25 protein-coding genes are annotated in these 25,517 nt (G+C 46.2%); 16 read left to right on the forward strand and 9 right to left on the reverse strand.

Going from position 1 to position 25,517, the window contains the following annotated elements; translation table 11 throughout:
- Nucleotides 1-114 precede the first annotated feature (114 nt).
- Nucleotides 115-606 carry a transposase gene (locus Q0110_RS09810; RefSeq protein ID WP_297905968.1) on the forward strand — a complete coding sequence of 164 codons (492 nt, stop codon included), beginning with the start codon at nucleotides 115-117 and terminating at the stop codon, nucleotides 604-606.
- A gap of 151 nt (nucleotides 607-757) precedes the next feature.
- Nucleotides 758-1,549, forward strand: a complete 792-nt coding sequence (locus Q0110_RS09815) for a prolyl oligopeptidase family serine peptidase (protein ID WP_297905969.1) — start codon at nucleotides 758-760, stop codon at nucleotides 1,547-1,549.
- 256 nt (nucleotides 1,550-1,805) lie between these two features.
- Here the strand turns inward: Q0110_RS09815 and Q0110_RS09820 are convergent, their stop codons facing one another.
- Nucleotides 1,806-2,711: a helix-turn-helix domain-containing protein gene (locus Q0110_RS09820; protein WP_297905970.1), complete on the reverse strand. Its 906-nt coding sequence runs from the start codon at nucleotides 2,709-2,711 to the stop codon at nucleotides 1,806-1,808.
- Nucleotides 2,712-2,884: 173 nt separating this feature from the next.
- Between Q0110_RS09820 and Q0110_RS09825 the strand changes: the two genes are divergently transcribed.
- The 3 genes from Q0110_RS09825 (at nucleotide 2,885) to Q0110_RS09835 (ending at nucleotide 5,456) form a co-directional block, all read left to right on the forward strand.
- Nucleotides 2,885-3,856 (forward strand): aldo/keto reductase, encoded by a 972-nt coding sequence (locus Q0110_RS09825; protein ID WP_297905971.1) that lies wholly within the window; start codon nucleotides 2,885-2,887, stop codon nucleotides 3,854-3,856.
- Nucleotides 3,853-3,999, forward strand: coding sequence for a hypothetical protein (locus Q0110_RS09830; RefSeq protein WP_297905972.1), 147 nt, complete (start codon nucleotides 3,853-3,855; stop codon nucleotides 3,997-3,999). The genes Q0110_RS09825 and Q0110_RS09830 overlap by 4 nt, the downstream gene beginning before the upstream one ends.
- 560 nt (nucleotides 4,000-4,559) lie before the next feature.
- The gene (locus Q0110_RS09835; protein ID WP_297905973.1) at nucleotides 4,560-5,456 is read left to right on the forward strand and encodes a YitT family protein; all 897 of its coding nucleotides are present in this window, start codon (nucleotides 4,560-4,562) and stop codon (nucleotides 5,454-5,456) included.
- Between the two features lie 139 nt (nucleotides 5,457-5,595).
- Here Q0110_RS09835 and Q0110_RS09840 read toward each other — a convergent pair whose 3' ends face one another.
- The 3 genes from Q0110_RS09840 to Q0110_RS09850 form a co-directional block, all read right to left on the reverse strand.
- On the reverse strand, nucleotides 5,596-8,418 hold the full coding sequence (locus Q0110_RS09840; RefSeq protein WP_297905974.1) for a M16 family metallopeptidase: 2,823 nt from the start codon (nucleotides 8,416-8,418) through the stop codon (nucleotides 5,596-5,598).
- 145 nt (nucleotides 8,419-8,563) lie between these two features.
- Nucleotides 8,564-8,788: a (4Fe-4S)-binding protein gene (locus Q0110_RS09845; protein ID WP_297905975.1), complete on the reverse strand. Its 225-nt coding sequence runs from the start codon at nucleotides 8,786-8,788 to the stop codon at nucleotides 8,564-8,566.
- A gap of 16 nt (nucleotides 8,789-8,804) precedes the next feature.
- Nucleotides 8,805-9,104 (reverse strand): GNAT family N-acetyltransferase, encoded by a 300-nt coding sequence (locus Q0110_RS09850; RefSeq protein ID WP_297905976.1) that lies wholly within the window; start codon nucleotides 9,102-9,104, stop codon nucleotides 8,805-8,807.
- A gap of 195 nt (nucleotides 9,105-9,299) precedes the next feature.
- Between Q0110_RS09850 and Q0110_RS09855 the strand changes: the two genes are divergently transcribed.
- The 9 genes from Q0110_RS09855 to Q0110_RS09895 all read left to right on the forward strand — a co-directional run bounded on the left by Q0110_RS09855 (nucleotide 9,300) and on the right by Q0110_RS09895 (nucleotide 19,449).
- Nucleotides 9,300-12,557: a DUF2723 domain-containing protein gene (locus Q0110_RS09855; protein WP_297905977.1), complete on the forward strand. Its 3,258-nt coding sequence runs from the start codon at nucleotides 9,300-9,302 to the stop codon at nucleotides 12,555-12,557.
- Between the two features lie 6 nt (nucleotides 12,558-12,563).
- A complete protein-coding gene (locus tag Q0110_RS09860) occupies nucleotides 12,564-13,175 on the forward strand; it encodes a polysaccharide deacetylase family protein (protein ID WP_297905978.1) in 612 nt (203 codons plus the stop codon).
- Nucleotides 13,176-13,297: 122 nt separating this feature from the next.
- Entirely contained in the window at nucleotides 13,298-14,248 is a 951-nt protein-coding gene (gene queG, locus Q0110_RS09865; RefSeq protein WP_297905979.1) for a tRNA epoxyqueuosine(34) reductase QueG, read from the forward strand.
- A 6-nt stretch (nucleotides 14,249-14,254) separates the two neighbouring features.
- Nucleotides 14,255-15,544, forward strand: coding sequence for a S28 family serine protease (locus Q0110_RS09870; RefSeq protein WP_297905980.1), 1,290 nt, complete (start codon nucleotides 14,255-14,257; stop codon nucleotides 15,542-15,544).
- Between the two features lie 125 nt (nucleotides 15,545-15,669).
- Nucleotides 15,670-16,503, forward strand: coding sequence for an FkbM family methyltransferase (locus tag Q0110_RS09875; RefSeq protein ID WP_297905981.1), 834 nt, complete (start codon nucleotides 15,670-15,672; stop codon nucleotides 16,501-16,503).
- Between the two features lie 70 nt (nucleotides 16,504-16,573).
- On the forward strand, nucleotides 16,574-17,458 hold the full coding sequence (locus Q0110_RS09880; RefSeq protein WP_297905982.1) for a zinc ABC transporter substrate-binding protein: 885 nt from the start codon (nucleotides 16,574-16,576) through the stop codon (nucleotides 17,456-17,458).
- Nucleotides 17,442-18,203, forward strand: a complete 762-nt coding sequence (locus Q0110_RS09885) for a metal ABC transporter ATP-binding protein (protein ID WP_297905983.1) — start codon at nucleotides 17,442-17,444, stop codon at nucleotides 18,201-18,203. Before Q0110_RS09880 ends, Q0110_RS09885 begins: the two co-directional genes overlap by 17 nt.
- A gap of 26 nt (nucleotides 18,204-18,229) precedes the next feature.
- On the forward strand, nucleotides 18,230-18,436 hold the full coding sequence (locus Q0110_RS09890; RefSeq protein WP_297905984.1) for a hypothetical protein: 207 nt from the start codon (nucleotides 18,230-18,232) through the stop codon (nucleotides 18,434-18,436).
- A gap of 5 nt (nucleotides 18,437-18,441) precedes the next feature.
- The gene (locus Q0110_RS09895) at nucleotides 18,442-19,449 is read left to right on the forward strand and encodes an NAD(P)-dependent oxidoreductase (protein ID WP_297905985.1); all 1,008 of its coding nucleotides are present in this window, start codon (nucleotides 18,442-18,444) and stop codon (nucleotides 19,447-19,449) included.
- 2 nt (nucleotides 19,450-19,451) lie between these two features.
- Here Q0110_RS09895 and Q0110_RS09900 read toward each other — a convergent pair whose 3' ends face one another.
- From Q0110_RS09900 to Q0110_RS09920, 5 genes are all read right to left on the reverse strand, one after another.
- Nucleotides 19,452-20,252: a head GIN domain-containing protein gene (locus Q0110_RS09900; RefSeq protein WP_297905986.1), complete on the reverse strand. Its 801-nt coding sequence runs from the start codon at nucleotides 20,250-20,252 to the stop codon at nucleotides 19,452-19,454.
- Nucleotides 20,253-20,272: 20 nt separating this feature from the next.
- Nucleotides 20,273-21,037 carry a head GIN domain-containing protein gene (locus Q0110_RS09905; RefSeq protein ID WP_297905987.1) on the reverse strand — a complete coding sequence of 255 codons (765 nt, stop codon included), beginning with the start codon at nucleotides 21,035-21,037 and terminating at the stop codon, nucleotides 20,273-20,275.
- A complete protein-coding gene (locus Q0110_RS09910; RefSeq protein WP_297905988.1) occupies nucleotides 21,034-21,822 on the reverse strand; it encodes a head GIN domain-containing protein in 789 nt (262 codons plus the stop codon). Before Q0110_RS09910 ends, Q0110_RS09905 begins: the two co-directional genes overlap by 4 nt.
- Nucleotides 21,823-21,979: 157 nt before the next feature.
- Nucleotides 21,980-22,804, reverse strand: a complete 825-nt coding sequence (locus Q0110_RS09915; RefSeq protein WP_297905989.1) for a head GIN domain-containing protein — start codon at nucleotides 22,802-22,804, stop codon at nucleotides 21,980-21,982.
- Between the two features lie 20 nt (nucleotides 22,805-22,824).
- Nucleotides 22,825-23,634, reverse strand: a complete 810-nt coding sequence (locus Q0110_RS09920; RefSeq protein WP_297905990.1) for a head GIN domain-containing protein — start codon at nucleotides 23,632-23,634, stop codon at nucleotides 22,825-22,827.
- Between the two features lie 116 nt (nucleotides 23,635-23,750).
- On the opposite strand from Q0110_RS09920, the gene Q0110_RS09925 reads away from it, so the two are divergent.
- Nucleotides 23,751-24,230 (forward strand): pyridoxamine 5'-phosphate oxidase family protein, encoded by a 480-nt coding sequence (locus Q0110_RS09925; protein WP_297905991.1) that lies wholly within the window; start codon nucleotides 23,751-23,753, stop codon nucleotides 24,228-24,230.
- A 13-nt stretch (nucleotides 24,231-24,243) separates the two neighbouring features.
- Entirely contained in the window at nucleotides 24,244-25,452 is a 1,209-nt protein-coding gene (locus tag Q0110_RS09930) for a hypothetical protein (RefSeq protein ID WP_297905992.1), read from the forward strand.
- Nucleotides 25,453-25,517: the final 65 nt, after the last annotated feature.

Consider the following 25,517-nt stretch of genomic DNA (forward strand, 5'->3'; position numbering starts at 1 on the left):
GGGAGACGGGGCACGCCCCGTCTCTACAACTAGATATTTTTTACCATATTCTTTCGCTTCGGAATATATGCTATATTTGTATCTATAAAAAACAATTAACTAAAACACATAACTATGGCAAACCTATATCAAAATCGTTTCCGTATCGAATCAGCCCGTGCCACTTGGCACGATTACAATGGAGGTATCTATTTTATCACGATCTGTACAGCACATAAACAATGTTATTTTGGTCGTATACTTGGCGGGCAAATGTCGTTGAATCCGTTAGGCCACTTCACGCATGATAATTTAGAGCACGCAAATAACCATTATCCATACCTTGAGATCCCCCTATTTGTTGTGATGCCTAATCATATACATGCCGTAGTCTTTGTAGCGGAGGATGAGGTATTAACGCCATTGGGGAATAAAGGATTGCTGTCGATAGGGATTGGAGGCATTAAATCTGCTGTCACGGCATATGCGCATCAAAATAATCGTATTTTTGCATGGCAACCACGTTTCCACGATCACATTATTCGTGATCATGCTGAAATGAATCGTATAGCAGATTACATTGAAAACAATCCCCTAAACTGGGCCAGTGATTGTTTCTATATATAATCTCCTTAGTTGTAGAGACGGGGCGTGCCCCGTCTCCCACCGTCTGATAGTATCTTTAAGTTACTATTTTGCTGGGATGAGACGGGGCACGCCCCGTCTCTACAACTAAGTAATAATGTGTGATTTATTAATAACTTAAATATAATGTCGTATGAAAACACTTAGAGGTATCTTCTTTTTGTCTCTTTGCCTTCTTTTATCCGTTGCGGGATATGCCGGTGATAAGGCTAGCTTCTTGAAGAAGCAATTTACGGCCCGCGATGGCTATCAATTGAATTATCGGGTTCTGTATCCGAGGGATTATAATCCGGCGCAGAAATACCCGGTAATCCTGTTCCTGCACGGAGCGGGCGAACGAGGATCGGATAATGAGGCCCAATTAGTACATGGAGGCGATATGTTCGCTTCTTTCGAGAATCAAACCAAATATCCGGCTATCATCATAGCGCCTCAATGCCCGGCCGAGAAGACTTGGTCTGAATATAAAGGATTGAACGCCGGCAAAGGAGGGAAACGCCTCTATCCGTTGAACGCCCCGGCCACACAATCAATGGCCGCTGTCAAGGAATTATTAGATAGTTATATAGCGGAAGGCAAGGTCGATACGAAACGCATCTATGTAACCGGCCTCTCGATGGGAGGTATGGGTACGTTCGATATCGTGATGCGTTACCCAAACCTGTTTGCCGCAGCCACCCCGATTTGCGGAGGAGCTAATTTGCAACGTCTGGAAAACTTCAAGGGCAAGACCGCTTTTAGTATTTATCACGGCGGTTCCGATAGCGTGGTCGATGTACAATTCTCCCGCGACGCTTATGACGCCTTGAAAAAGGCAGGTGCGGATGTCCGTTATAAAGAATATCCCGGCGTAGACCATAACAGTTGGGACAACGCTTTCGCCGAACCGGATTATCTGGCCTGGATGTTCCAGCATAGTTTGTAGTTATTAAACCGTAGAGCTTTTATAATCCTTATCAAATATAATGAGGATATGTCAAAACTCAATTTTAGTCTGGATGAGCTTTTGATTTGAAACTTGAACATCTTTAAAGGCAAAAAGAAGAGTCGTATCATTACTCAAAACAGAGCTTGATACGACTCTTTTCAGGTCTTGTAGTTATAATCCGTAACTTTTTGCATATAAGCTTAAATACAAAAGGAGATCGAGCCTCTTTCGAGAAGGAGCTTTATTTATAATCTCAACGCACATTTAAATCTTTCCTATACATGATTGGTGATATTCCCGTGTGTCTCTTAAAGAACTTACCGAAGGTTGATTGATCCGGAAAATTCAAATCAAGGGCGGTCTCATAAACAGTTTTGCCTGGTTGTCGGAGAAGGAACTTGGCTTCTATCACGATTGCGTTAGCGATCCATTTCATGGTAGAGCCACCGTCATAAGCCCGGATCACTTTAGATAAGTAATCCGGTGTAACACATAGTTCTTTCGCATAAAAAGATACTTCACGATGCTGACGGCAATATGCGACGAGCAGGTGTTTGAACTTGTATAATAATGTCTCGTTCCGAGACAAATCCTCTTTCTTGTTTCCATATTTCAGCCAACGACTGTTGCTGAGGTCAAGAAGGAAATTTATTATCTCGTTTTTGATGATCACTTGTCGGTAAAGGTGCGATTTATCGGTGAGGAGTGCCTTTATCCGTTCTATGTATCCGGTCATTTTTACAGTCTCGTTATCAGTGAGAGTAAGGATCGGATACTCTTGCTTTAACTCCGCTGTTCTCTGTAAACGTATACCGGCGGTCATATTCAATATCTCGGATTTTAGCTCAGGGGATAGTATCATAAGATATCCGATGAAATCGGGAGAATGGAGCGTGCTCTCTATAATATCATCGGCCGAGAGTTGCATGATCGTGTTTTTACCGAGCTTGTACGTCGTGTAATTCTTTTTGATGACCATTTCTCCGGAAAGGACTAATACGAAAGAATAGGCTTTTAGCCGCATCGGATATCTTTCGGCTTTATCAGCCGGATTCATGGAGTTGTCCAACGTCAACACGATGATCCGCTCTTCCAGAACTTCTTGTGATAATGTCTTTTCCAAGTAATCCGACAGGCTGAATTCTTGAATTTCTTTCATAAAGTATCGTTATATTCGTTATGTGACTAGATTCGTGATAGTAAAAGTACACATTTCAAGGGAGAAATAAAAACGTGACGGATATTGACCAACGATAAACGGAAAGGGCACTGGTGCGTTTACCGGCTTTCAACGAACTTCGCGACATAACAAAAACATAGGATATGAAGTACATGAACATTTCTAGAGAGCAGCTCATTGACCGGAAACTATCCCGTATAGGACTGGGTGGTATGAGAATGGGCAATTTGAGCGAAGGGGTGAAGACCATCCATAAGGCGCTGGATAACGATATCAATTTCTTGAATACAGCCGATTTCTATGGGAGTGGCGAGAATGAGATGCTGATAAGGGAAGCTTTGAGGAACCGGAAAAGGGAAGATGTTTTTATATCGGTTAAATTTGGGGCCATGATGGGAATCGACGGTCGGCTGTATGGTATCGATGTACGTCCGCAAGCTGTAGAAAATTATCTTCATTATACATTGAAACGATTGGGTACTGATTACGTGGATCTTTATCAACCCGCACGAATAAATCCACATATCCCCGTTGAGGATACGATCGGTGCTGTCGCTGATTTGGTAGGCAAGGGCTATGTAAGGAATATCGGTATTTCCGAAGTAGACGGAGCGACACTTCGTCGTGCGAATGCCGTTCATCCGATAAGCTTGGTGGAGGTTCGTTATTCATTGATGGATAGGCATATCGAGGATGATTTGTTGCCTGCCGCTAGAGAGCTGGGAATCGGTGTAGTGGCTTTCGGCGTACTTCTGGCTGGTTTGATCGGGGGAAGCGCTCGCGAGGAGAAACTTTCGATGATTAATAAAAGAGTTTCTTCTCAGGCTTTTAACGCTATCAGCACTAACCTCTCGGCTACCGATAAACTACAGGAAATAGCTGAAGAGAAAGGAGTTTCATTGGCGCAACTCGCTATAGCGTGGGTGTTGGCACAAGGGGAGGATATTATGGCGCTTGTAGGCTCTCGTACGCCGGAGCAAGTGGAGAGTACGTTGAGAAGTTTGGATATCTTGCTTTCGTCCGAAGATCTCGACCGGATAAGTAACATCATCCCGAAAGAACGAGCTACGAGTTCTTATATGTTGGAGATGAATATTGATGAGAATGGTTTGTTTCGCATTTGAGAGATGTATTGCCCTTGGAATCGGTACGGGCTGAAGATGAGGAAAACGACGTGCTTTCGCCCGGCTTGGTTCGTCCGGCTTGGATTATAGATCGCTTTCGTCTGAAAAGTATGCATAAAGAAGGAGCGGACTGTAGCGAATAGCAGGATGTCATATTGACAAATTGTAAACTAAAGTTCTGTAGGGGTGATTTCTCCGGACGAAGGTACGACCCGTTCTCAAATACGCAAGGAAAAAACAATAATCGCTTAGTTGATAGGCTAGTATCTAAAAACACCTTTTTGTTCTGGCGAAATTAATTCATCGTGATTCATGTTATATGGGGTGGAAGGGCTTTTTCTGGGGTCGTGAAGGTGAAGTAACGAGGTTATAATGCCTATTCTTGACGGTTCACGATCCTATTCCTGACTACTTAGGATGCCCAACGTGAGTATCGGCGTTGCCTGACATGACCTGTCGCATAAGGTTTTGTGGCTATTTATGCGTAAAAAGGATACTTCGTCTATAAAAAACGTCGTTTATAGGCATCTTCTCTTTGTTGTTTGATGACTTTGGTTGAAAAGGCTTGTCATGATATGTGCCGTATGCTGATCAAAAAGGTTGTAGATCATTTTTATCGCTGACAAAAGGATTTATCGTAAAGGGAATGAATTCTGTCCGATAACTTTCACTACCTTTGCGCCCGCAAAAATAAATGAATAGAATGAAACCTACTTTATTAGTGACTTCCAGGCAAGTGATGCTCAGGGAGATGAAGGATTATTTGATGATCGCGCTGGGGATGATCCTTTACGGTATCGGATGGACTGTTTTCCTGCTGCCGAATGATATTACGACGGGGGGTGTACCGGGTATTGCCTCTATTGTGTTCTGGGCTACGGGATTTCCCGTTCAGTACACTTATTTTCTTATTAACGCTTTCTTGTTGTTGCTGGCCTTGAAGATATTGGGCTTTAAGTTCAGTATCAAGACGATCTTCGCCGTGTTTACGCTTACTTTCTTCCTATCATTGATCCAGAAACTGACGAGTGGTGTGCATTTATTGCAAGATCAGCCGTTTATGGCATGTGTGTTGGGGGCTTCTTTCTGCGGAAGTGGTATCGGTATCGCTTTCTCCTCGAACGGTAGTACGGGGGGAACGGATATTATCGCCGCTATCATCAATAAATACCGGGATATAACGCTGGGACGGGTCATGATGATCTGCGATATGATTATTATCACCTCCAGTTATTTCGTGTTGAAGGATTGGGAGAAAGTGGTATATGGCTTCGTTACGTTGTACGTTTGCAGTTTCGTGCTGGATCAGATCGTGAACAGTGCCCGCCAGTCCGTACAGTTCTTTATCATCTCGAAGAAATACCAAGAGATCGGTAAGGAGATCAATGCGTTGCATCGGGGAGTTACGGTGATAGACGCTACCGGGCTATATACGGGGCAAGAACAGAAGATGATGTTCGTGCTCGCTAAAAAACGGCAATCCACTACGATTTTCCGTATCATCAATGATATTGATCCGACCGCCTTTGTTTCCCAAAGTGCCGTAATCGGAGTTTATGGAGAAGGATTCGATCATTTTAAACTAAAGAAATCAAAGTAGAGACGGGGCGTGCCCCGTCTCCCACAGACTGATAGTATCTTTAAGTTACCATTTTGAGGGGATGAGACGGGGCACGCCCCGTCTCTACAATTTGAATGCCCATTATGTTGAATGCCCATTATGAACAGGCATTTTGAGCTTACGGCTGCATGATGACCTCTACTCGGTTTCCTTGCTCCAGAAGCTTTTGGGCGAATGCCTTTATCTTACCGGGAGTCAATGCCTTTACGATAGACTCATAATCCGTGTCGGTATCGAATCCCTTGTAATAATAGTTATCCAATACGTTCAGCCAATAACTGTTCTCCTGCAAGACTTCCGCATGGCGTTTCAGCAGATTATCCTGTGTTTTCTTGAAATCTTCCTGACGAGGCCCTACCTCGGAAAGCCGTTTCAACTCATTGCGGACAATCGTGTTCATCTGCTCCCACTTAGCCGGGTCCGTATCGAAGAATATCTGTAATGTAGTTCTTCCTTCCGGGAAAGACGAGATTCTAGCGGATACACCGACACCATACGTTCCTCCCTCTTTCTCGCGCACCTTCTCGTAATATACCAAGTCCATGACCTGCTTCAACGCGGTAGCGGTAATGATGTTCTCCAGGTTATACTCCATTTGTCCGGTATAAAGATTGGCTACCGTTACTTTCGGGATTTCCATGGAACGGTTGAAACGATTCACATAGTCTCCCTTACGCATAGATGGAACCTCTGCCGGATTTCCCTTCTCGATTTTCCCTTGAGATGGCAATGTAGCCAAATACTGCTCTATATACGGGCGAATGCTATCGATCTGGATATTACCTACAAACGTGAATACGAAACCGGAGGCATCCGAGAAACGTTCCTTACGCATCTCCATGATACGAGGATAACTGATATGCTCGAAGTCTTGCGGACGAAGACGAGACGCCCGGGGATTATCCCCGTAAACCGCTTTAGACAGAGTGTCGCTGAAAGCCACCATCGGATTTAACTCCATGTTCTGCAATTGTGCTTTCATGCGTGTCTCGAAAGAAGCGTATGCCTCCTCGTCCATGCGAGGAGCCGTGAAACTGAGGTAAATTAACTCAAATAGGGTTTGTAAGTCGGAAGGAGCGGCCATTCCATTCACGTTCTCGCTATCTTGGCTGATGGATAAGGCGCAAGATACCTTCTTCCCGGCCAGACGCTTACTGAGATCCGTGGCAGAGAAATTACCCAATCCTCCTATCTCGATCACGTCATTGAAAACTTTTAGGTTATCGATATCCTTCGTGCTGAATAAAGTGCTTCCTCCCGGGCTGGTGGCGGTCATGATGATCTCATCTTTCTTGAACTCGGTGGGTTTTAATACCACTTTGACACCATTGCTTAAGGTGAGCACCGTCGCTCCGAAACGCTGGTCGGTCTTTGTCTCCGTGATTTGCCCCGGAGTCGGTAAGGCCGGAACTAAAGGTTCGTCGGAGACTGTCTCCTTATAAGGCTCTACCGGCATTAGCCGTGCTTTGAGGAAGGTACGGAGCAAGTCCTCCTCTGTCGGATATTTTATATTTTCTTTATCCGGTCCGGTCAATCCGATCACGATATTGTCTTCTCCGATCATGTCTTGGATGTATTGGTTGACCTGCTCTACCGGGATATTCGGGGCGATTTGGTTCAACAGCGTGTATTCCATCTCGATTCCCGGGATGTAACCGCCGTTGGTGAAATGGTTTACGTATTCGCGGACATAAGCGTCGTTCTTTTGATTGTTCCGCTCGTTGTAAGCAGACTCGTATTGTTTCAACACGTTGATGCGTGCCCGCTCGTATTCGGATGGCGTGAAACCATATTGTTTTACCCGTTGGGTTTCTTTCACGAGCGTGGTCAGCGTAGAGTCGATCTCGCCTTCCTTGGCTAGCGCGACGACGGTCCACGCCCCCTTGTTTTTTGCGATCATGAAATTATCATCGTCGTAGGCCTGGGCGTAGATGAACGGGGGATTCGCCTGATGCAAGATGTCATCGAAACGCTCGTCCATGATTGAGGCGCAGATTTGCTGGATATAATCCTTTACCAATCCGGCGATGGTACTGTTAAGGTCGTTGGGTAATTTGTCGTGCTTATAGAAGATATAAAGGATCGTGTTGGAAGCCTCCTTGTCTTTGGCGATCGAGATAAGAGGTAGATCATTGTCGGGAACCGGCACTTGCTCCCGTTTCGCCGGGTTGACCGGGGCAGGGACATCGGCGAACATCTTTTTGATCGTTGCCTCCACTTGATCTACATTTACATCTCCAACGATGATGATCGCCTGCAAGTCCGGGCGATACCATTTCTTGTAGTAAGCCCTCAACTCGTCCGGTTTGAAATTCTCGATCACGTCGATCGAACCGATCGGCATCCGATTCGCATAGCGGCTGTCCGGATACATCTTGGGGAGTTGTTGCTCCCATAGACGAGTCTGGGCATCCTGCTGGGTACGCCATTCCTCGCGGATGACTCCGCGCTCTTTCAGGATAGCCGAGTCGGTCAAGGCTAGGAACCCGGACCAATCGTGAAGGATCAATAAGCAGGAGTCAACCACGCCACTCTTGTTGACCGGGGCGTTGGTAATCATATAGACGGTCTCATCGAAAGAGGTATAGGCATTGAAGTTCTCCCCGCTGCGCATACCGACGCTCTCGATGTATTCGTCCATCCCGTTGTTAGGGAAATTCTTGCTGCCGTCGAAAGCCATATGTTCCAGGAAGTGGGCCAAGCCCCGTTGATTCTCTTCCTCCAAGATGGAGCCTACGTTTTGGGCGATGTAGAAGTCTGCCCGGTCTTTGGGCTGATCGTTATGACGGATATAATAGGTCAATCCGTTACTCAATTTCCCGTATCGAACCTTTGGATCGATCGGAAGCGGTTCGGGTTCCTGCATCTCTTGTGCCATCACTTGCGTTAAAGCGACAAAACAGAGCAGGATTGCCGTTAAGATGGAATGTCTTTTTATCATATTTGTTTCATTGATAGTGAATCTAAATTACAAAACTAGCAAAAAATCATGGAAAGAGGCCTTTATGATGAAAAAAGGAGTATCCCTCACGAATACTCCTTCCTATCAAAGTGAAACAGGCGGGGGAATGCCTTATTTCATCTCTTCATATCATCTCTTTATTCATCCGGTATGTCAGCGCGCCAGACGGACATTGCTTGATCTGGGCGATTAATTCGGCGGTTGTCGCGTTCTCTATCTGTATCCAAGGTCTTTCCGCAGGCTTATAAACATTGGGAAGAGTCTTTACACAAATACCGGCATGTCGGCATAGTTCCGGTTGCCATATAATAGTAAGTTCACCATTCGTATATTCAATCTTCTTATTCATATTATTTTTATAAATATTAAACATATATTCCTCTCATTACGATACGTTTCCAATCCGGATGCTTCTGGATATATCCGGTTACGAACGGGCATAACGGAACGAGGCGCAAGCCTTTCTTTTCGATATCCGAGAGAACTTTCTCCACCAATAGACTACCGATCCCTTTACCTTCAAACTCTACGGGAACCTCAGTGTGAGTGAGATAGATTTCCCCATTCTTGTTTTTTATGTATTCTATTCTGGGTACGTATCCTTCTATATGGAATTCATATTGGTGGCGTTCTTCATTATCAATTAGTTCATAATTTTCTTTCATCTCTCTATAATTTTAATACTCAACTATTCTATTAACACTTGAGGAGTAAGGTTTGTTTAATATAATTCTAATCTATTCTATATAATTTATAAGGGAATGGAACGTTAGGTATTAAACGTAAATGATTACCTTCGCGGCTGACTGCCCGTGTGGGTATGCGAATAGAAACAATTAATTATCACACTTATACAAAGTATGGGAAAGTACAAACTAATCAACAACGTGTTGGGGTGGGTCGTTTTTCTGATCGCCTCTACCGTTTATCTGATGACAATGGAACCCACCGCCAGTTTCTGGGATTGTGGTGAGTTTATCTCTTCGGCATACAAATTGGAAGTAGGCCACCCGCCCGGAGCGCCTTTCTTTATGTTGACAGCCAATTTATTTACACAGTTCGCCTCGGATCCTTCCAAGGTGGCGGTGATGGTTAATACGATGTCTGCCCTTTTTAGTGGCCTCACTATCTTATTCCTTTTCTGGAGTATAACCCATTTAGCTCGTAAGATTATCGTGGAAGACGGTCAGATGATGTCTCTTGGACAGATGATCACGATCATGGGTTGCGGTTTGGTAGGTTCTTTGGCCTATACGTTTAGCGATACATTCTGGTTTAGCGCCGTGGAGGGCGAGGTATATGCTTACTCTTCCTTGTTTACCGCTTCGGTGTTCTGGTTGATCTTGAAATGGGAGGAAGCCGCCGATCGTCCGCACGCCGATCGTTGGATCGTGTTGATCGCTTATTTGATGGGTCTGAGTATCGGTGTCCATTTGCTGAACTTATTGTGTATCCCGGCTATCGTGCTGGTGTATTATTATAAGAAATTCCCGGATCCTACGATGAAGGGTACGTTGATCGCTTTGTTGGTGTCGTTCGCTATCGTTGGATTAATGATGTACGGTGTCGTACAAGGTCTGGTTGAGGTTTGCGGTTATTTCGAGCTGTTGTTTGTCAATACGTTCGGTATGCCGTATAACTCGGGTGTATATGCGTTCGTGGTTATCTTGGCAGCATCCTTGATCTGGGCGATCTGGGAGACGATGCAAGACGAGGTCCATCCGGTGCGGATGAAAATCTCTTTTATCCTTTCGATCGTATTGCTGGGTATTCCGTTTATCGGTAGCGGTTACGTGGTCGCCGTGATCCTTACGGCGGCTTTGACGGCCTATTTGTTCATGAGCAAGCAGGTAAATATCAAGATGCTGAATACGATCTTGGTTTGCTTGATGGTAATCGTAGTGGGTTATTCATCCTATGCCTTGACATTGATTCGTGCGACAGCCGATACGCCTATGAACCAGAACGCTCCGAGCGATATCTTTACCTTGCGTACGTATCTGGCTCGCGAGCAATACGGTAAGACTCCGTTGATTTACGGACAGACCTATGTCTCCGAGGTGAAACGCGAGAACCAAGGTGGTACTTGCGTGCCTGTATCGAAAGAGGGTGAGCCGACTTGGAGTCGTGTCATTAAGAAAGATAAGAATGAGAAGGATCGTTATTATATCTCTCGTTACGATACGGAATACGAATATGTGGACGAGTTGAGCATGCTTTTCCCGCGTATGTATAGCAGCGACGGGCGTCATGTGGCGGCTTATAAGGAATGGGCGCAGGTAAAGGGTACACCGGTGAAGTTCAACCGTTGCGGTGAGATGGTGACGGTGATGAAGCCCACGTTCGCCGAGAACTTGCGTTATTTCTTCGCTTACCAACTGAATTTTATGTACTGGCGTTATTTCATGTGGAACTTCTCCGGACGGCAGAACGATATACAAGGTAACGGCGAGGTCTCGAATGGTAACTGGATAACCGGTATCCCGTTTATCGATGAGGTTTTAGTGGGCCCGCAAGAGGATATGCCGTTTGATATCATCAATAATAAAGGACATAACGTATATTATATGTTGCCGCTTCTGCTGGGTATCTTGGGACTTTTATATCAAGCATACGCCGGAAAGAAAGGTATTCAAGGATTCTGGATCACCTTCTTCTTGTTCTTTATGACGGGTATCGCGATTGTGCTTTACTTGAACCAGACACCGTATCAGCCTCGCGAGCGAGACTATGCGTATGCCGGATCGTTCTATGCGTTCTGTATATGGATTGGTTTCGGTGTGGCGGCCTTGGCGAAAGGATTGCAGGGGTATGGCAAGTTATCTCCGGTGGTAGCGGGTTCTGTCGCTACGGTATTGTGCTTGTTGGTTCCTATCCAGATGGGCGCGCAGAACTGGGACGATCATGATCGCTCGAACCGTTATGTTTGCCGTGATTTCGGCGCGAACTACTTGGAGTCTTGCGAGCCGAACGCTGTCATATTTACGAATGGTGATAATGACACCTTCCCGTTATGGTACGCCCAAGAGGTGGAAGGTATCCGTACGGATGTACGTGTATGTAATACGAGTTATTTGCAAACCGACTGGTATATCAACCAGATGAAAAAGCAAGCGTACGAATCCGCTCCGCTTCCGATTTCTTGGCAACCGGAGGATTATGTGCAAGGTACTCGCGATGCCGCTTATGTATTCCCGATGACGGACAAGCCGATCGATTTGAAGACCGCTCTTGATTTCGTTCGCAGCAACGATCCGAAGTTTAAGAAGATACCGGGAATCAATCAAGAATTGGATTATATTCCGGCGCAGACATTAACAATGAGGGTAGATTCCTCTGCGGTTATGGCTGCCGGCGTAATCGATACCGCCAATTTGCCGCATTTGCAAAAGGAGATGAAGATCGACTTGAATGGCAAGGACGTCTTGGGTAAGCAAGAGTTGATTATCTTGGATATGTTGCAGACAAACAACTGGAACCGTCCGATTTATTATGCGATAACCGTGAGCCCGGATCAGTTCGTGAAACTGGATCCATATTTCCAACAAACCGGTATGGCTTATCAGATCGTCCCGATGGAGACGCAGGGAACCGTTCGTTCGATCAACACGGAGAAGATGTACGACAACGTGATGAATAAGTTCAAATGGGGTGGTGTCGATACTCCGGGTGTGTACTTGGATGAGAATGTAATGCGGATGTGCAAGAGCTATCGTATTGCGTTGTTTAGCAAGCTGGCTGCCGCTTTGGTCGCTGAAGGTAAAAATGATAAGGCATTGAACGTATTGGATAAGGCGATGGAAGTATTGCCTCCCGAGAATGTTCCGTTGGATTACAGCGCTCTTTCTTTAGGCGAGCTTTATTACGAGTTGGGCCAGAAAGAGAAGGCAGAGAAGATTTATACGGGTATCGCGGACAATGCGTTGCGTACCATAAACTGGTATTTCCGTTTGCGTCCGGGTCAATTATCATCTGTTGAAAGTGATTTAGGGCATAACTTGGCGGTTCTTCAAGAAGTGTTGCGTGTAAGCAAGCAATACAATCCGGAGTTCGCTAAGCCTTATCAAGAAGAATTTGATAATTACCGTATGGCATACGGATCAGTGGCAAAAGACTAACAAAGTATGTTTATAGAACAACCGCCCTGGTTTTACAGGGCACTGTTCCCGGGGGTAACTTGGCGAATACCGGCAGAGAAGAAGTGTGTGTATCTCACCTTCGACGATGGCCCTATTCCCGAGGTTACCCCTTGGGTTTTAGATATATTGGATACGTATGGGATCAAGGCTACCTTTTTTATGGTAGGGGATAATGTGCGCAAGCATCCCGAGGTCTTCCAAATGGTGATAGATCGCGGGCATCGTGTGGGTAACCATACGTTCAATCATATCCAAGGCATCAAGTTTTGGACGAGGAATTATTTGGCGAACGTAGAGAAGGCGGCAGAGTATATCCCCAGTAATTTATTCCGGCCTCCTCACGGGCATATGCGTTTTCCACAGGTGGTGTGGCTTCGCCGCCATTATCATATCGTGATGTGGGACGTGGTCACCCGTGATTATAGTCCGCATATGACTCCGAACGGTGTCTTCAATGTGGTAAAGAACTATACCCGTAATGGTTCCGTCATCGTCTTCCACGACTCCCTGAAAGCCGAGCGCAATATGCGTGAGGCAATGCCCCGGGCCGTAGAATGGCTCCTAAAGGAAGGCTACGAATTCAAAGTCTTTGAATAGTGATTAGTTGTAGAGACGGGGCGTGCCCCGTCTCATCCTCTCAAAATGGTAATTTAAAAATACTATCAGATGGTGGGAGACGGGGCACGCCCCGTCTCTACAACAAAATCAAGATATTGATTATGGGTATTTCCCGATTCATAAAAGATAAGGCAATGGAATTAGGCTTCTCCGCTTGCGGCATCGCTAAGGTAGCGAAAGCCGCAAGCGAGGAGGCTTATTTTGACCAATGGATCGCGGAAGGTTGCCATGCGGGAATGAAATACATGGAGAATCACCGGGATATCCGTCTCAATCCGGAAGGCTTGGTGGAAGGTGCCCGATCTGTTATCTCTGTAGCTTTGAATTATTATCCGAAAGTTCTCCGGAATCCGGTGGAACCTTATATCTCCTATTATGCGTATGGAGAAGATTATCATGGGGTCGTAAAAGATAAACTTCGCCAATTATGGAAAGCGATAACCGAGTATTATCCTTCCCGCGATAAGACCTGTGGTAAATCTGATAGCCTACCCCCGGAGGCCCGTGTATTCACGGATTCAGCCCCTCTGTTAGAGCGTTACTGGGCTTGGAAAGCCGGTTTGGGATGGATCGGAAAGAATACGAATCTAATTATCCCCGGTAAAGGCTCTTTCTTCTTTCTTGGGGAGATCGTGACAACCTTGGAAGTCGATACCTATGATTCCCCCCAAAAGAATCGCTGCGGTTCCTGTACCCGCTGTTTGGACGCTTGTCCTACCGGAGCTCTGGAAGGACCGAGACATTTGAATGCCTGCAAATGCATCTCCTATCTTACGATCGAGCATCGTGGGGAAATCCCCGCTGAGCAAGCCGCCCTTTTAGGTAACCGTATCTATGGTTGCGACACCTGCCAAGTGGTTTGTCCTTGGAATCGCTTCGCCCTGCCTACGGAAATAGCGGCTTTTCACCCCAGCCCTTCATTGCTTTCCCTTAAAAAAGACGACCTCAAGGCTTTGAGTCGTGAGGATTATAATCGTATCTTTGCGCGTTCGGCGGTGAAACGCGCCAAATATGAGGGATTATTACGAACAATACAATATCTAAAAGACTAAATTACCATGAGAAGAACATTTAACTTCTTGCTTCTTTTCTTCCTGTCGGTGATGACGGTAATGGCCGCCCCCGGAAATTTACAAGAAAAGCTTGCCGCCCTAAAGGGAATCAGCGGCATTGAGAAACTTCAATCCGATTATTATCCGGAGAAATATGTGGTACGTATCACTCAACAGGTCGATCCGAAAGACCCCGCTGCCGGAACATTCACGCAACGGGTTATTGTCGGGCATGTAGGCTATGATCGTCCTACCATTATCGTAACCGAAGGGTATGGAGCCGCCTATGCGCTCAATCCGAAATATCAGGAAGAGTTATCTAAGCTATTAAACGCGAACTTGGTGTTTGTAGAGTACCGTTATTTCTTGGAGTCAACGCCGGAACCAAAGAACTGGGATTATCTGACCGCCGAGAATTCTGCGTATGATTTACATAACGTCCGGAATACCTTTAAACAGATCTATCCGGAAAAATGGATCAGTACCGGTATCAGCAAGGGCGGGCAGACTACGATGCTCTACCGTGCCTTTTTCCCGGACGACGTGGATTTCTCCGTTCCCTATGTAGGCCCGTTATGTAAAGGTGTAGAAGATGGCCGCCACGAGCCTTTCTTACGCAAGGTCGGCACGAAAGCGGAACGCAAGAAGATACAGGATTTCCAATTGGAAGTCTTGAAACGTAAGTCTGATATGCTTCCTTTATTGGAGAATTATTGTAAGAGTAAGAACTTAACATTCCGTATCTCGATGCCCGAGGTATTGGATTATTGCGTACTGGAATATTCATTCGCTCTTTGGCAGTGGGGAACCTCGGTGAGTACGATCCCTTCCAAGTCTGCCGACAACCAGGTGCTCTTCGATCATTTGATGGAAATCAGCGGCCCTGATTATTTTGCGGAGAACCAGCCCAACATCTCTTTCTTCGTGCAAGCCGCCCGTGAGCTCGGTTATTATGGTTACGACGTGAAACCTTTCAAGAAATACCTCACGATCGATAGTGCCCGTGGATATTTGAATCGTATCATGCTTCCCGAGGAACTGGTCGGTAAAGTAGACTTCCGTCCGGCTCTTTACAATAAGATCTATAACTTCTTGAAAGACAACGATCCGAAAATGATCTTCATCTATGGCGAGATCGACCCGTGGAGTGCGGCCATGGTTCCCGCTTTCAAGGGCAAGAAGAACGAGCAAATCTACATCCAGCCCCGGGGTAGCCACCGTGCCCGTATCAGTAATATGCCGGAAGATATGAAGGAACAAATCCTTACGCAGATTAATAAATGGTTGGCTGAATAAAAATAGAGTAATCTGTTTTCTCTTATAAATCCCCGTATTACAACCGATAAGTAGTAATACGGGGATTTGTGTGTATATTAAAATATTTCTCGTATATTGCGCCCGTTAATATAAATCTTGATGATATGTTTACCTATGCGATGATGAAATTGAAAAGTGTATTATATGGGACCTTGCCTTTTTACTATACTAAGGTGTTCAAATCCTCCTCTCCTAAATTAGTGTATTACGACTATTTCCGAAAAAAGGGATATACACGTTATCCTTATGATTTCGCCGCGGAATATCTGGAGATGCCGATCATCGTTCAGTGGGATAAAGAAAAAGAATTGCCCTATGTGATGCATCGGGGAAACAAACGATTATATTTTCCGAGAGAATATAGTACCTCTAGGATCGAGAAATGCTACCGGGCTTTGTTAATCGAACAAGATGTCAGACACCCGCATCATTATGCGGATTCCGTGGAGGAGTTCAGGGGAAAGACACTCTTGGATGTTGGTTCCGCGGAGGGATTTACCGCTTTAGATACCATTGAGGTCACTCGTTTTGTTTATCTTTTTGAGTATGAGGATAAATGGATCGAGGCGCTTCAGGCTACTTTTGAGCCGTGGAAAGAGAAGACCGTGATCGTAAAAAAATACGTCAGCGATCATGATGATGACAGTAATGCCACCTTAGATAATTTCTTGAAAGACAAGTTGCGGAAAGAGATCTTCCTGAAAATGGATATAGAAGGCGCGGAATGTATGGCCTTGCGGGGTTGTATGACGTTATTCGAGCAGGCAGACCATTTGGATTTTGCGATCTGTACGTACCATAAAGAAACCGATGTCGTTCAAATCCCGGCATTTCTAGACCGGTTTAATTGTTCTTATTCATTTACCGATGGCTATATGTTCGTAAAACATAGTTTGCGCAAATGCCTTGTCCGGGGAAGCTGCCAGGCTGGTTCCTGATAACTTTGGATCGCCTCCTTACTGCCTTATTACCCGATATTCGTTACCTTTGCGAAAATATATATGTGGTATGAAAGAATTTAAGGTATTGATATCGGCTCTTTTTGTCTTGATACTTATGGCCTGTGGAGATAAGCGGACAGATGAGAAGATCGTTTCCGTGACGATTGAGCCGCAACGATATTTCGCGGAAAAGATAGCCGGAGATAAATTTAAGATTAATTGTGTAGTACCTGTGGGGCAAAGTCCGGAGACGTACGATCCTACGCCCCAGCAAATGGTACAAGTGGGTAAAAGCCAAGGTTATTTAAGAATCGGATCGATCGGGTTCGAACAGGCTTGGATGGATAATATCCGGGATAATAACCCGGGGCTCAAGGTTTTTAACCTGTCCGAAGGAATCGATCTGCTTAAAAGCCCGGAAGAAGAAGAGGGGCATGATCATCACCACCATCACCATCCCGGAGGCGTCGATCCGCATACGTGGAGCTCTATCTCCGGAGCGAAAGTGATCGCCAAGAACACATTGGAGGCCTTTGTCTCTTTAGACCCGGAGAATCAAGAATATTACCAAGCGAATTATGAGCGACTGACGAAAGAAATAGGAGAGACGGAAAAGACCGTTTCCGATCTGTTACGTTCTCTTGACAATAAGACATTTATTATTTACCATCCGGCCTTGACCTATTTGGCCGCCGAATATGGCTTGACCCAGCTTTGCATTGAGATGGACGGGAAGGAGCCGTCTCCCGCGCAACTAAAGAGACTGGTCGAGATCGCCCGGGAACATAACGCGAAGGTCGTGTTTATCCAACGGGAATTTGACCAGAAGAACGCCGAGTTGATCGCTAAAGAGACCGGTTGCCGTCTGGTCCCGATCAATCCGCTGGATTATAATTGGAGTAAGGAAATGATTCATATCGCAAAATCGTTGGCCGATGGACAAGTTAATTGAGTTGAGAGAGATTACCGCCGGATACGGTAATAAGATCGCCTTACGTAACGTAACGCTGGATGTGTGGAAAAATGATTTCTTGGGTATTATCGGACCGAACGGCGGTGGGAAGACGACGCTTTTAAAGGTGATATTAGGGTTGTTGTCTCCTATTTCCGGAACGATTCGTTTTTACGATACCGACGTGGAAGTCCCTTCCTTGAAGATCGGTTATCTACCTCAAATGAGCCTGATCGATAAGAAATTTCCGATCTCGGTACGAGAAGTGATCTCTTCCGGTTTATCGGCCGAGAAACCTTTGTTCCGTTCATTCAATAATGCCCAGAAGGAGCGTGTAGACGAGGTGATCGTACAGATGGGCTTGGAAGATTTGGCGGGCAGGGCCATCGGTGAGCTTTCCGGAGGTCAGTTGCAGCGGGTCTTATTGGGGCGTTCCATCGTCTCTCGCCCGCAGGTATTGATCTTGGACGAGCCTAATTCTTATGTAGATAAACGATTCGAGTCTCGTTTTTATCAACTCTTGGGAGAGATCAATAAAGAGAGCGCTATCATCTTGGTTTCCCATGATATCGGCACGGTCTTGGCGATGGTGAAGAATATCGCCTGCGTAAACGAGACTTTGCATTATCACCCGGGAACGAATGTCTCCGAGGAATGGCTGGGCGAGAAATATGCTTGCCCGATCGAGTTGGTCGGTCATGGTGATTTGCCGCACCGGGTTTTGAGAAAACACCAACACGAATAATTCTTTTCACGAATAACTCTATTTTTATGATACCACAAATCATTTGCTGGATAAGCTTGCCGGAGATCGGCTATATCGTGGGCATTGCCGTGATCCTGTTCGGGTGCAAGGCCGTATCCCAAAATCCTTTTATCGGTAAGAAACAAAAGATTCTTTGGATGCTGACGATCGTATTCTTGAACTGGATCGGGTTACTGTGGTATTATTATACATTTTATATGAAAGAAAAATGAACGATATGAAGATATTGATAACCGGCGCGAGCGGTTTCATCGGTGGTTTCTTGGTGGAGGAGGCGCTTCGCTGCGGCTATGAGACGTGGGCGGGTATCCGTGCGGGTAGCAGTAAGGCACATCTGCGAGATAAGCGGATTCATTTCATCGACTTGAAGTATGATGATCAGGAAGCGCTTACCGCGCAACTCTCGGATTTTGCCCGCAAGTATGGAGCGTGGGATTACGTGATCCATAACGCCGGGCTGACGAAGACATTGGATAAACAAGACTTTTTCCGTGTGAACTCCGGGAACACACGTAGGTTTATCGAGGCTTTAGCCGCCTCCGACTGCAAACCTGGGAAATTCCTGTTGATGAGTAGCCTGAGTAGCTATGGACGAGGCGATGAGAAGACTTTCCGCCCCATTCGCCTAGATGATCCGCAACGACCGGACACGGCTTACGGCCAGAGTAAGCTAGAGGCGGAGAATCATGTCCGTAAGCAAACCTACTTCCCTTACGTGATCTTGCGTCCTACGGGAGTATACGGCCCGGGTGAGAAGGATTATTTCATGGAGATACAAAGCGTAAAGTCGGGTTTCGACTTCGCCGTAGGCGCTATCCCCCAGCGAATCACGTTTATCTATGTGAAAGACCTAGCGACAGCGGCTTTCCTTGCTCTAGAGAAAGAGGAGATAAAGAACCGGCATTATTTTGTGGCCGACGGAGACGTATACACGGATGAGTCTTTTGCCCGCATGATACAGGATATCCTAGGAAAGAAGCGGGTATTCCACGCCCGTATACCGTTGGGGCTGGTGCGTGTGGCTTGCCATTGCTCCGAATGGATCGGCAAGTTATTGAAGAAAAGCATGACGTTGAACAGCGATAAATATATCATCTTGAAGCAGCGCAACTGGATTTGCGATGTCGCGCCTCTTCAAGACGATTTAGGTTTTGTTCCGGCCTATCCTTTACGGAAGGGCTTGGAAGAAAGTATCGAATGGTATAAAAAGGAGGGGTGGTTGTAGAATCACTCCACCTTCTCTATCTTACCCGAGCCCATTATGTCCTTTTGGATATCTTGGGGATCTCCCTTGTACTTGACAGAGCCGCTACCGGCTATTTTCGCGTGGATCCTGCTCGCTACGGAGGCTTCTATGTCTCCGCTACCGGCGATATTACATTCCAACTCATCCATGGTACACTCGAAAGCGCGTACCGTGCCGCTACCGGCGATCGAGAATTCCGCTATACCTGCGTTACCTCCTAAGACGATGGTGTTGGAACCGGCCATCTCTCCATCCAATTCCTTGCACGAGATTTTATGCCCCACAAAATCTCCGCTACCGGCTATCTCTATCTTTAAGCTCGTGAAGGAGGCCGTGTCGTGTAACTGGATGATCCCGCTACCGGCTAATCCAGCCTTGAAGCTTTCGGCGTGTAAGGGCGAATTTATGTTTATATGGTTATTTCCGGCCGCCTCTAGTGTCGCCAGGTTACGGGAGTTGGCCGTAACCATGAATTCGGTCGGACGGAAATTCGTATGTTTCCTGAACTCTTTTTTCGGATGGATCTTGAGTTTATGATCTTCTACATTGAATTCATACTTCTCGAAAATATTCCGGTCCGTTTTTACTTGCAAGCCTTCAGGCGCGTCGGATTGCGTATAATTCACGACGATGCCTTCTCCTTCTACTTCCAGGCAATCATACGTAGATATCGGGATGTTTTCCGTGGTGATATTACCATCTCCTTTTATGGTTTGTGTGGGAATGCAGCCGTTTAGTAGGAATAAGCCGCTTATAAGGAATAAGAATGATATCTTTTTCATTTAATTGTATTGTTTAAAGGTTAATCTACGTGCTTGATTTTACCGACACCGGACGCGGATTTCCGCGTATGCTCCGGATTTCCTTTATATTTAATGCTACCTACGCCGGAAGTGTTGGCATCCAGTTCTCCGGTAACGTTCACTTCCATCCCCCCAACGCCGAATACGTCGCATTTCAAGTTCTCGACAGGGCAATCATACGCATATACATGCCCAACGCCGGATACGGAATATTTACCATCCTTGATGTTTCCATTCAGATAGATATTCCCGATGCCGGATATATCCACCTTGAAGGTGTCGCAGGATAAGTCGGCTAGTTTTACGTCGCTTATGCCATTGATATGAAAAGACGTGTTTGCCAATTGTAGCGGTTGATCGGAGATAAAGTCTACGCAGCCGCTGACTTCCACTTCCTTCAGGTTCTTGGAGCTTGCCTCCAGTACCATATGGGTCGGGCAGATTTTCTTGCCGGATTTGGGCTTGATGATTAGTTTATGGTCTTTATTCTTTATATCCAGCAAGTCGAATAAATTCTTGTCCATGGTGATCTCCAGGGAGGAGGCGCCATCCGTTTGGGTATAATTGCAGGCCGTACGGTTTTTCTTGTTGAACGGGTTGATACCTTTCGCCTTTTCAATATTGGCCCCAAGGTATATCTCCTCGAAATCATCTACCGGAATAGTGCGGGTAACGATATTCTTATCACCGTTGATGCCCTTTTGGGCGGTACACCCTGCCATGGAGAAGGCCATTAGCAGGCATAAATATATTCCCGTTCTCATTCTTTTACTTCTTCTACGGTTCCTTTGCCGATTATTCGTTGTTGAACTGCTGTCGGGCCTTTATAGCGGATGCTTCCTTTACCGATCACGTTGGCCTTCAAATTATCGGTAGCGTGTACTTCTGCCGATCCGCTGCCCGTCACCTTGCAACTTAGCTGGGGAACCGCTAGCCCGAAAGCATGTATATCCCCGCTGCTGACGATGCTGTACTCTCCTTCCTTCGCGTTGCCTTTCTTGATCGTTATGGAGCCGGAGCCGTCGATGTCACATTCAATCTTGTCGGCTTCCAGGTGGCTGACGACCATGTTCGCGCTACCGGATACGTTCAAATCCAGTTTGCCGACCGTAACCGTCTCTTTCAGTTGCACCAAGCTGTTGGCGTTCGCTTTGATAACGGTCTCGTCTCCGGTAAGCGGGCTGTTTACCATGAGGTTGGCGTTTCCGGAGACTTTTGCGGCGGCGAGCCATTTTGAGTTCGTTTTTACGATAAACTTCGTGAAATGATCTACTTTAGCCCCTTTGAAACCGATGGTCAGTACACGATCTTTCACCTCGATATTGATATAAGGATGGAGGTTCTGGTCTACGGTGACCTCCACGGTGGCGGGATCATCGGATTGCTCGTAATTGAAATCGATTACGCCATCCACTTTAATCTCGTTATAATCGGCGATAGAGATTTTTTTAGAGGTTAGTTTACCATCGCCCTTTACGTGATCCACGGCCCAGCCGGTAGCGACCCATCCTAGGAAAAATGCCATTAATAAGATAGCCTTAGTTCTCATACGTATCGTTTTTTTTGTGATTCTACTTTTTTAATTCAGACTCTGTAAATAAAGAGTTGGTTACAAAAATAGCAAGAAAAAGCTACCGGATGTCACATCTAGTAGCTTTTTTGAATTTGATAATGCGTGTGTCTTGAAATAAATAGGTATATAGTGATTAATTCGCGTCTTGGATGGAGCCCGAGCCGGATTTTGATTTGCTCACCTTCGCCGGGCCTTTATACCGGATGTCCCCACTGCCGGATACAGACAAATCCATGTTGTCTTTGGCGTAGACACGGGCATCTCCGCTACCATGTACCGAACAACTCAGGTTATTGGCAGATAGATCGTACGCTTTTATGTCTCCGCTACCGGATACGGAATACCGGGCTTCGTCCGCTTTCCCTCTCAAAGTGATGTCTCCCGAACCGGAAACCTTGCTGGTTAGGGTCTTGCAGCTCAAGTTCTCAAAAACCAAGTCGCCGGAGCCAGATACCGAGAACTCGCCTGATCGTAACTTCACGTTGTGTGGAAATATCACGTCGCTGGAACCGGATATCTTGATTTCCAGTTGATCCTCGGAAAAAGCGTTCTGGGCCTCAAAATCCATCGGGCCGGATGTTTTTATGAACCTCAGGTTTTTCGAGCTTCCCTCGATCACGTACCGGGTCGGCTTGATACGGGTACCTTCCTGTATGCGGATAGACAACCGTCCGTTCTTGGATTTGATCGAGAGGAACGAGAGCAGGTTCTCGTCGATCGTGATTTTCAGGGAAGCGTTTCTCCCATGGGTATATTTGAATATCGGGAATTGCTTGTCGCCTTTATTCCCCCAGCGATTATTGCCGGAATATTCGATATTCCCGCCTAGCTCGATTTCGCTATAGTTATCTACCGATATTTCTTTCGTGATCAGGTTACCATTGCCTTTCACCTTGCTGGCCTCCGCCGCGAGCGTACAAAAAATGAAGGCTATCGCCACTAATAATCTTGTTTTCATTGCCTGTATGTATTTAATGTTTATTTGATCTTGTGGATTGAGCCGGAACCCATGATAGACTTGCTGATCTCCGGATCTCCTATGTAATGTATCTCGCCACTGCCTACGATATTGGCCTCTAGTATTTGCGTGGCGTATACCCTGATCTCTCCACTGCTGGCGATATTGCATTCGGCCTTACGCACCTGGCAGTCGGAGGCTTTTATCTCACCGCTTCCCGCCACGTTGAACGAGGCGCGGTCTACGGTTCCTGCTACTTTGATTTCCCCGCTGCTGGCGAGGCCACACGACAGGTTATCCAGCTCTATGTCCTTGGCGAGAATATTTCCGCTGCCGGCCATGTTGCATTCTAGTTTGTGTCCTTTTACGGGGCCTCTCAGCTCGACGCTTCCGCTACCGGCCATATTGATCTCCATCCTGTTTATCTTCATCAGTTTGCGGATGACGAAATTTCCGGAACCTACCGTGCTCAGCTCTTTTAGCTCCTTGGAGTTGGATTTTATCTTGAATACGGTCGGCCTCAAGTCGTATGAGTTATTGCTGAAACCTTTCCTGGTCGATCTCGGGTAGATTTTTAACGTGCCTCCCTTGACCTCGGCCACGAGGTAATCAAATAAGTTCTCGTCGATCGTCACGGATAGATAAGGAGCCTTATCCGATTGCTCGTACTCGAAATCGGCGGAACCGATGAACGTGATCTCGTCGTAATCGCTGATTTTTATCACTCGGGTTTCCGGGTTCCCGTTCCCTTCGATACGTCTGTCTGCCGCAAATCCGCAGACAGTGATCATCTGTATGCAGAATATGAGAAGTGATACTCTTGTTTTCATCGCGTTTATTTTTTTAGGTTCTTTGTCTTAATAGACGAAGGTGGATGGTGAAGGGTTGCAGAAACGGGCGAAATTTTTTTAAATTCGCGTCAGGTTAAATTTAAACGGAGAGGAATATGAAGACACTTATACATACGGATAAGGAACAGATAGAGTCGATTATCCGTCAGAGTGATGTCTGCTTTGTGGGGATGGCGGATACGGACGGGACACCTTATGTATTGCCGATGAATTTCGGCTATAAGGACGGCGTGATTTATTTGCACTCGGCGCAGGAAGGACGGAGCATCTCTATATTGGAACGGAATCCGAAAGTCTGTATTACCTTCAGCGTAGACCACGCCTTGGTTTTCCAGCATCCGGAAGTGGCTTGCAGCTACCGGATGCGTTCGAAGAGCGTGATCGCTTGGGGAAAGGTTGCCTACGAAGAGGATTTCGACAAGAAGGTGGAAGCTTTGGACATCATCATGAGGCAATATTCCGACAAGACTTTCCGTTATAGCGATCCGGCGGTCCGTAACGTGAAGATTTGGACGGTAGCTATAGACAAGGTTAGCTGCAAGGAATTTGGCGCTCCTCATAAGAAATCTTATTAAATCAATAAACAATATGAAAAAACTACTCCTTTTATTCGCCCTGTGCCTTTGTTTTCCGGTGGCCGACAAAGCGTGTACCTCAATTATTATCGCAGGAAAGGCTACTCCCGACGGCCGTCCGTTGATGTGGAAACACCGGGATACCGGCGCTCCCTATAACCACATCGGTTATTTTGACGAGGGGGGCTACCGTTTCTTGGGGCTGGTAAACAGCGACGATCCTAAGGGCGCCGTATGGACCGGCAGTAACGAGACGGGTTTCTCTATCATGAATACCGCCTCGTACAACCTGAAAGACGATAACGTAAAGAAGATGGATCAGGAAGGGAACCTGATGCGGAAAGCCTTGAGGGTTTGTAAGACCGTACAGGATTTCGAGCATTTTTTGGATACCTTGCCTCGTCCGATGCGGGTGGAGGCTAATTTCGGCGTGATCGACGCTTATGGCGGCGCGGCTTATTTCGAGACGAATAATAAGCGATATTATAAGAAAGACGCGAATGATCCGAATCTTGCGCCGGAAGGCTACTTGATTTATACGAACTTCTCTTTCGAGGGTCGTGCGGATGAGGGTAAAGGCTATGTACGTTATGAGAACGCTAAAAAGATCTTTAAGGAGATGCGGAACGAAGGGTTTACTCCTCAGCGTATCTTCCAACAGGCCTCCCGCTCTTTTTATAATAGCTTGCTGGATATCGATTTGATGAACGAGGAGCAAAGCCCGAACAATCGCACGGGTTGGTTCGTGGAGCAGGATTTCATCCCCCGCCTGGAAAGTACGGCCTCTATCGTAATCCAAGGCGTGAGCTCCGGCATGAACCCGGAACTGACAACGATGTGGACTGCCTTGGGATATCCTCCTACCTCTGTCGCTATTCCTCTTTGGGTGAAAATGGGAAAGGATCAAAGCTCTTTGGTTACTTACGACGCATCTTATAAAACAGCCCTGTTGGATTGGTATTCCGTTCAATTACAGAAGAAAGTCTATTCCATACATCGTGGCAACGGACAAAAGTACCTGCATTGGCAATTGTTATGGAATGATGGTCAAACCGGTTATATCCAACAGCTTCATACGGTAGAGAACCGGATTTTCGATTTATTCGACGCCCATAAGACAGAGTGGGAGCAAAATGGATTGGATACAAAGGAAATACAACGACTGTATAAGGAAGTCGATACGCTCGTATATAAAGCCTTTCTGGAGCTTCAAAAATCATGACTATAAGACCTTTTGTCGATAGAAAAAAATACCTTGAGAGCTTACAATATACTTAGTGGTAAAAT

Origin of the sequence: uncultured Parabacteroides sp., assembly GCF_947855115.1 — a bacterium.
Classification (GTDB): Bacteria; Bacteroidota; Bacteroidia; order Bacteroidales; family Tannerellaceae; genus Parabacteroides.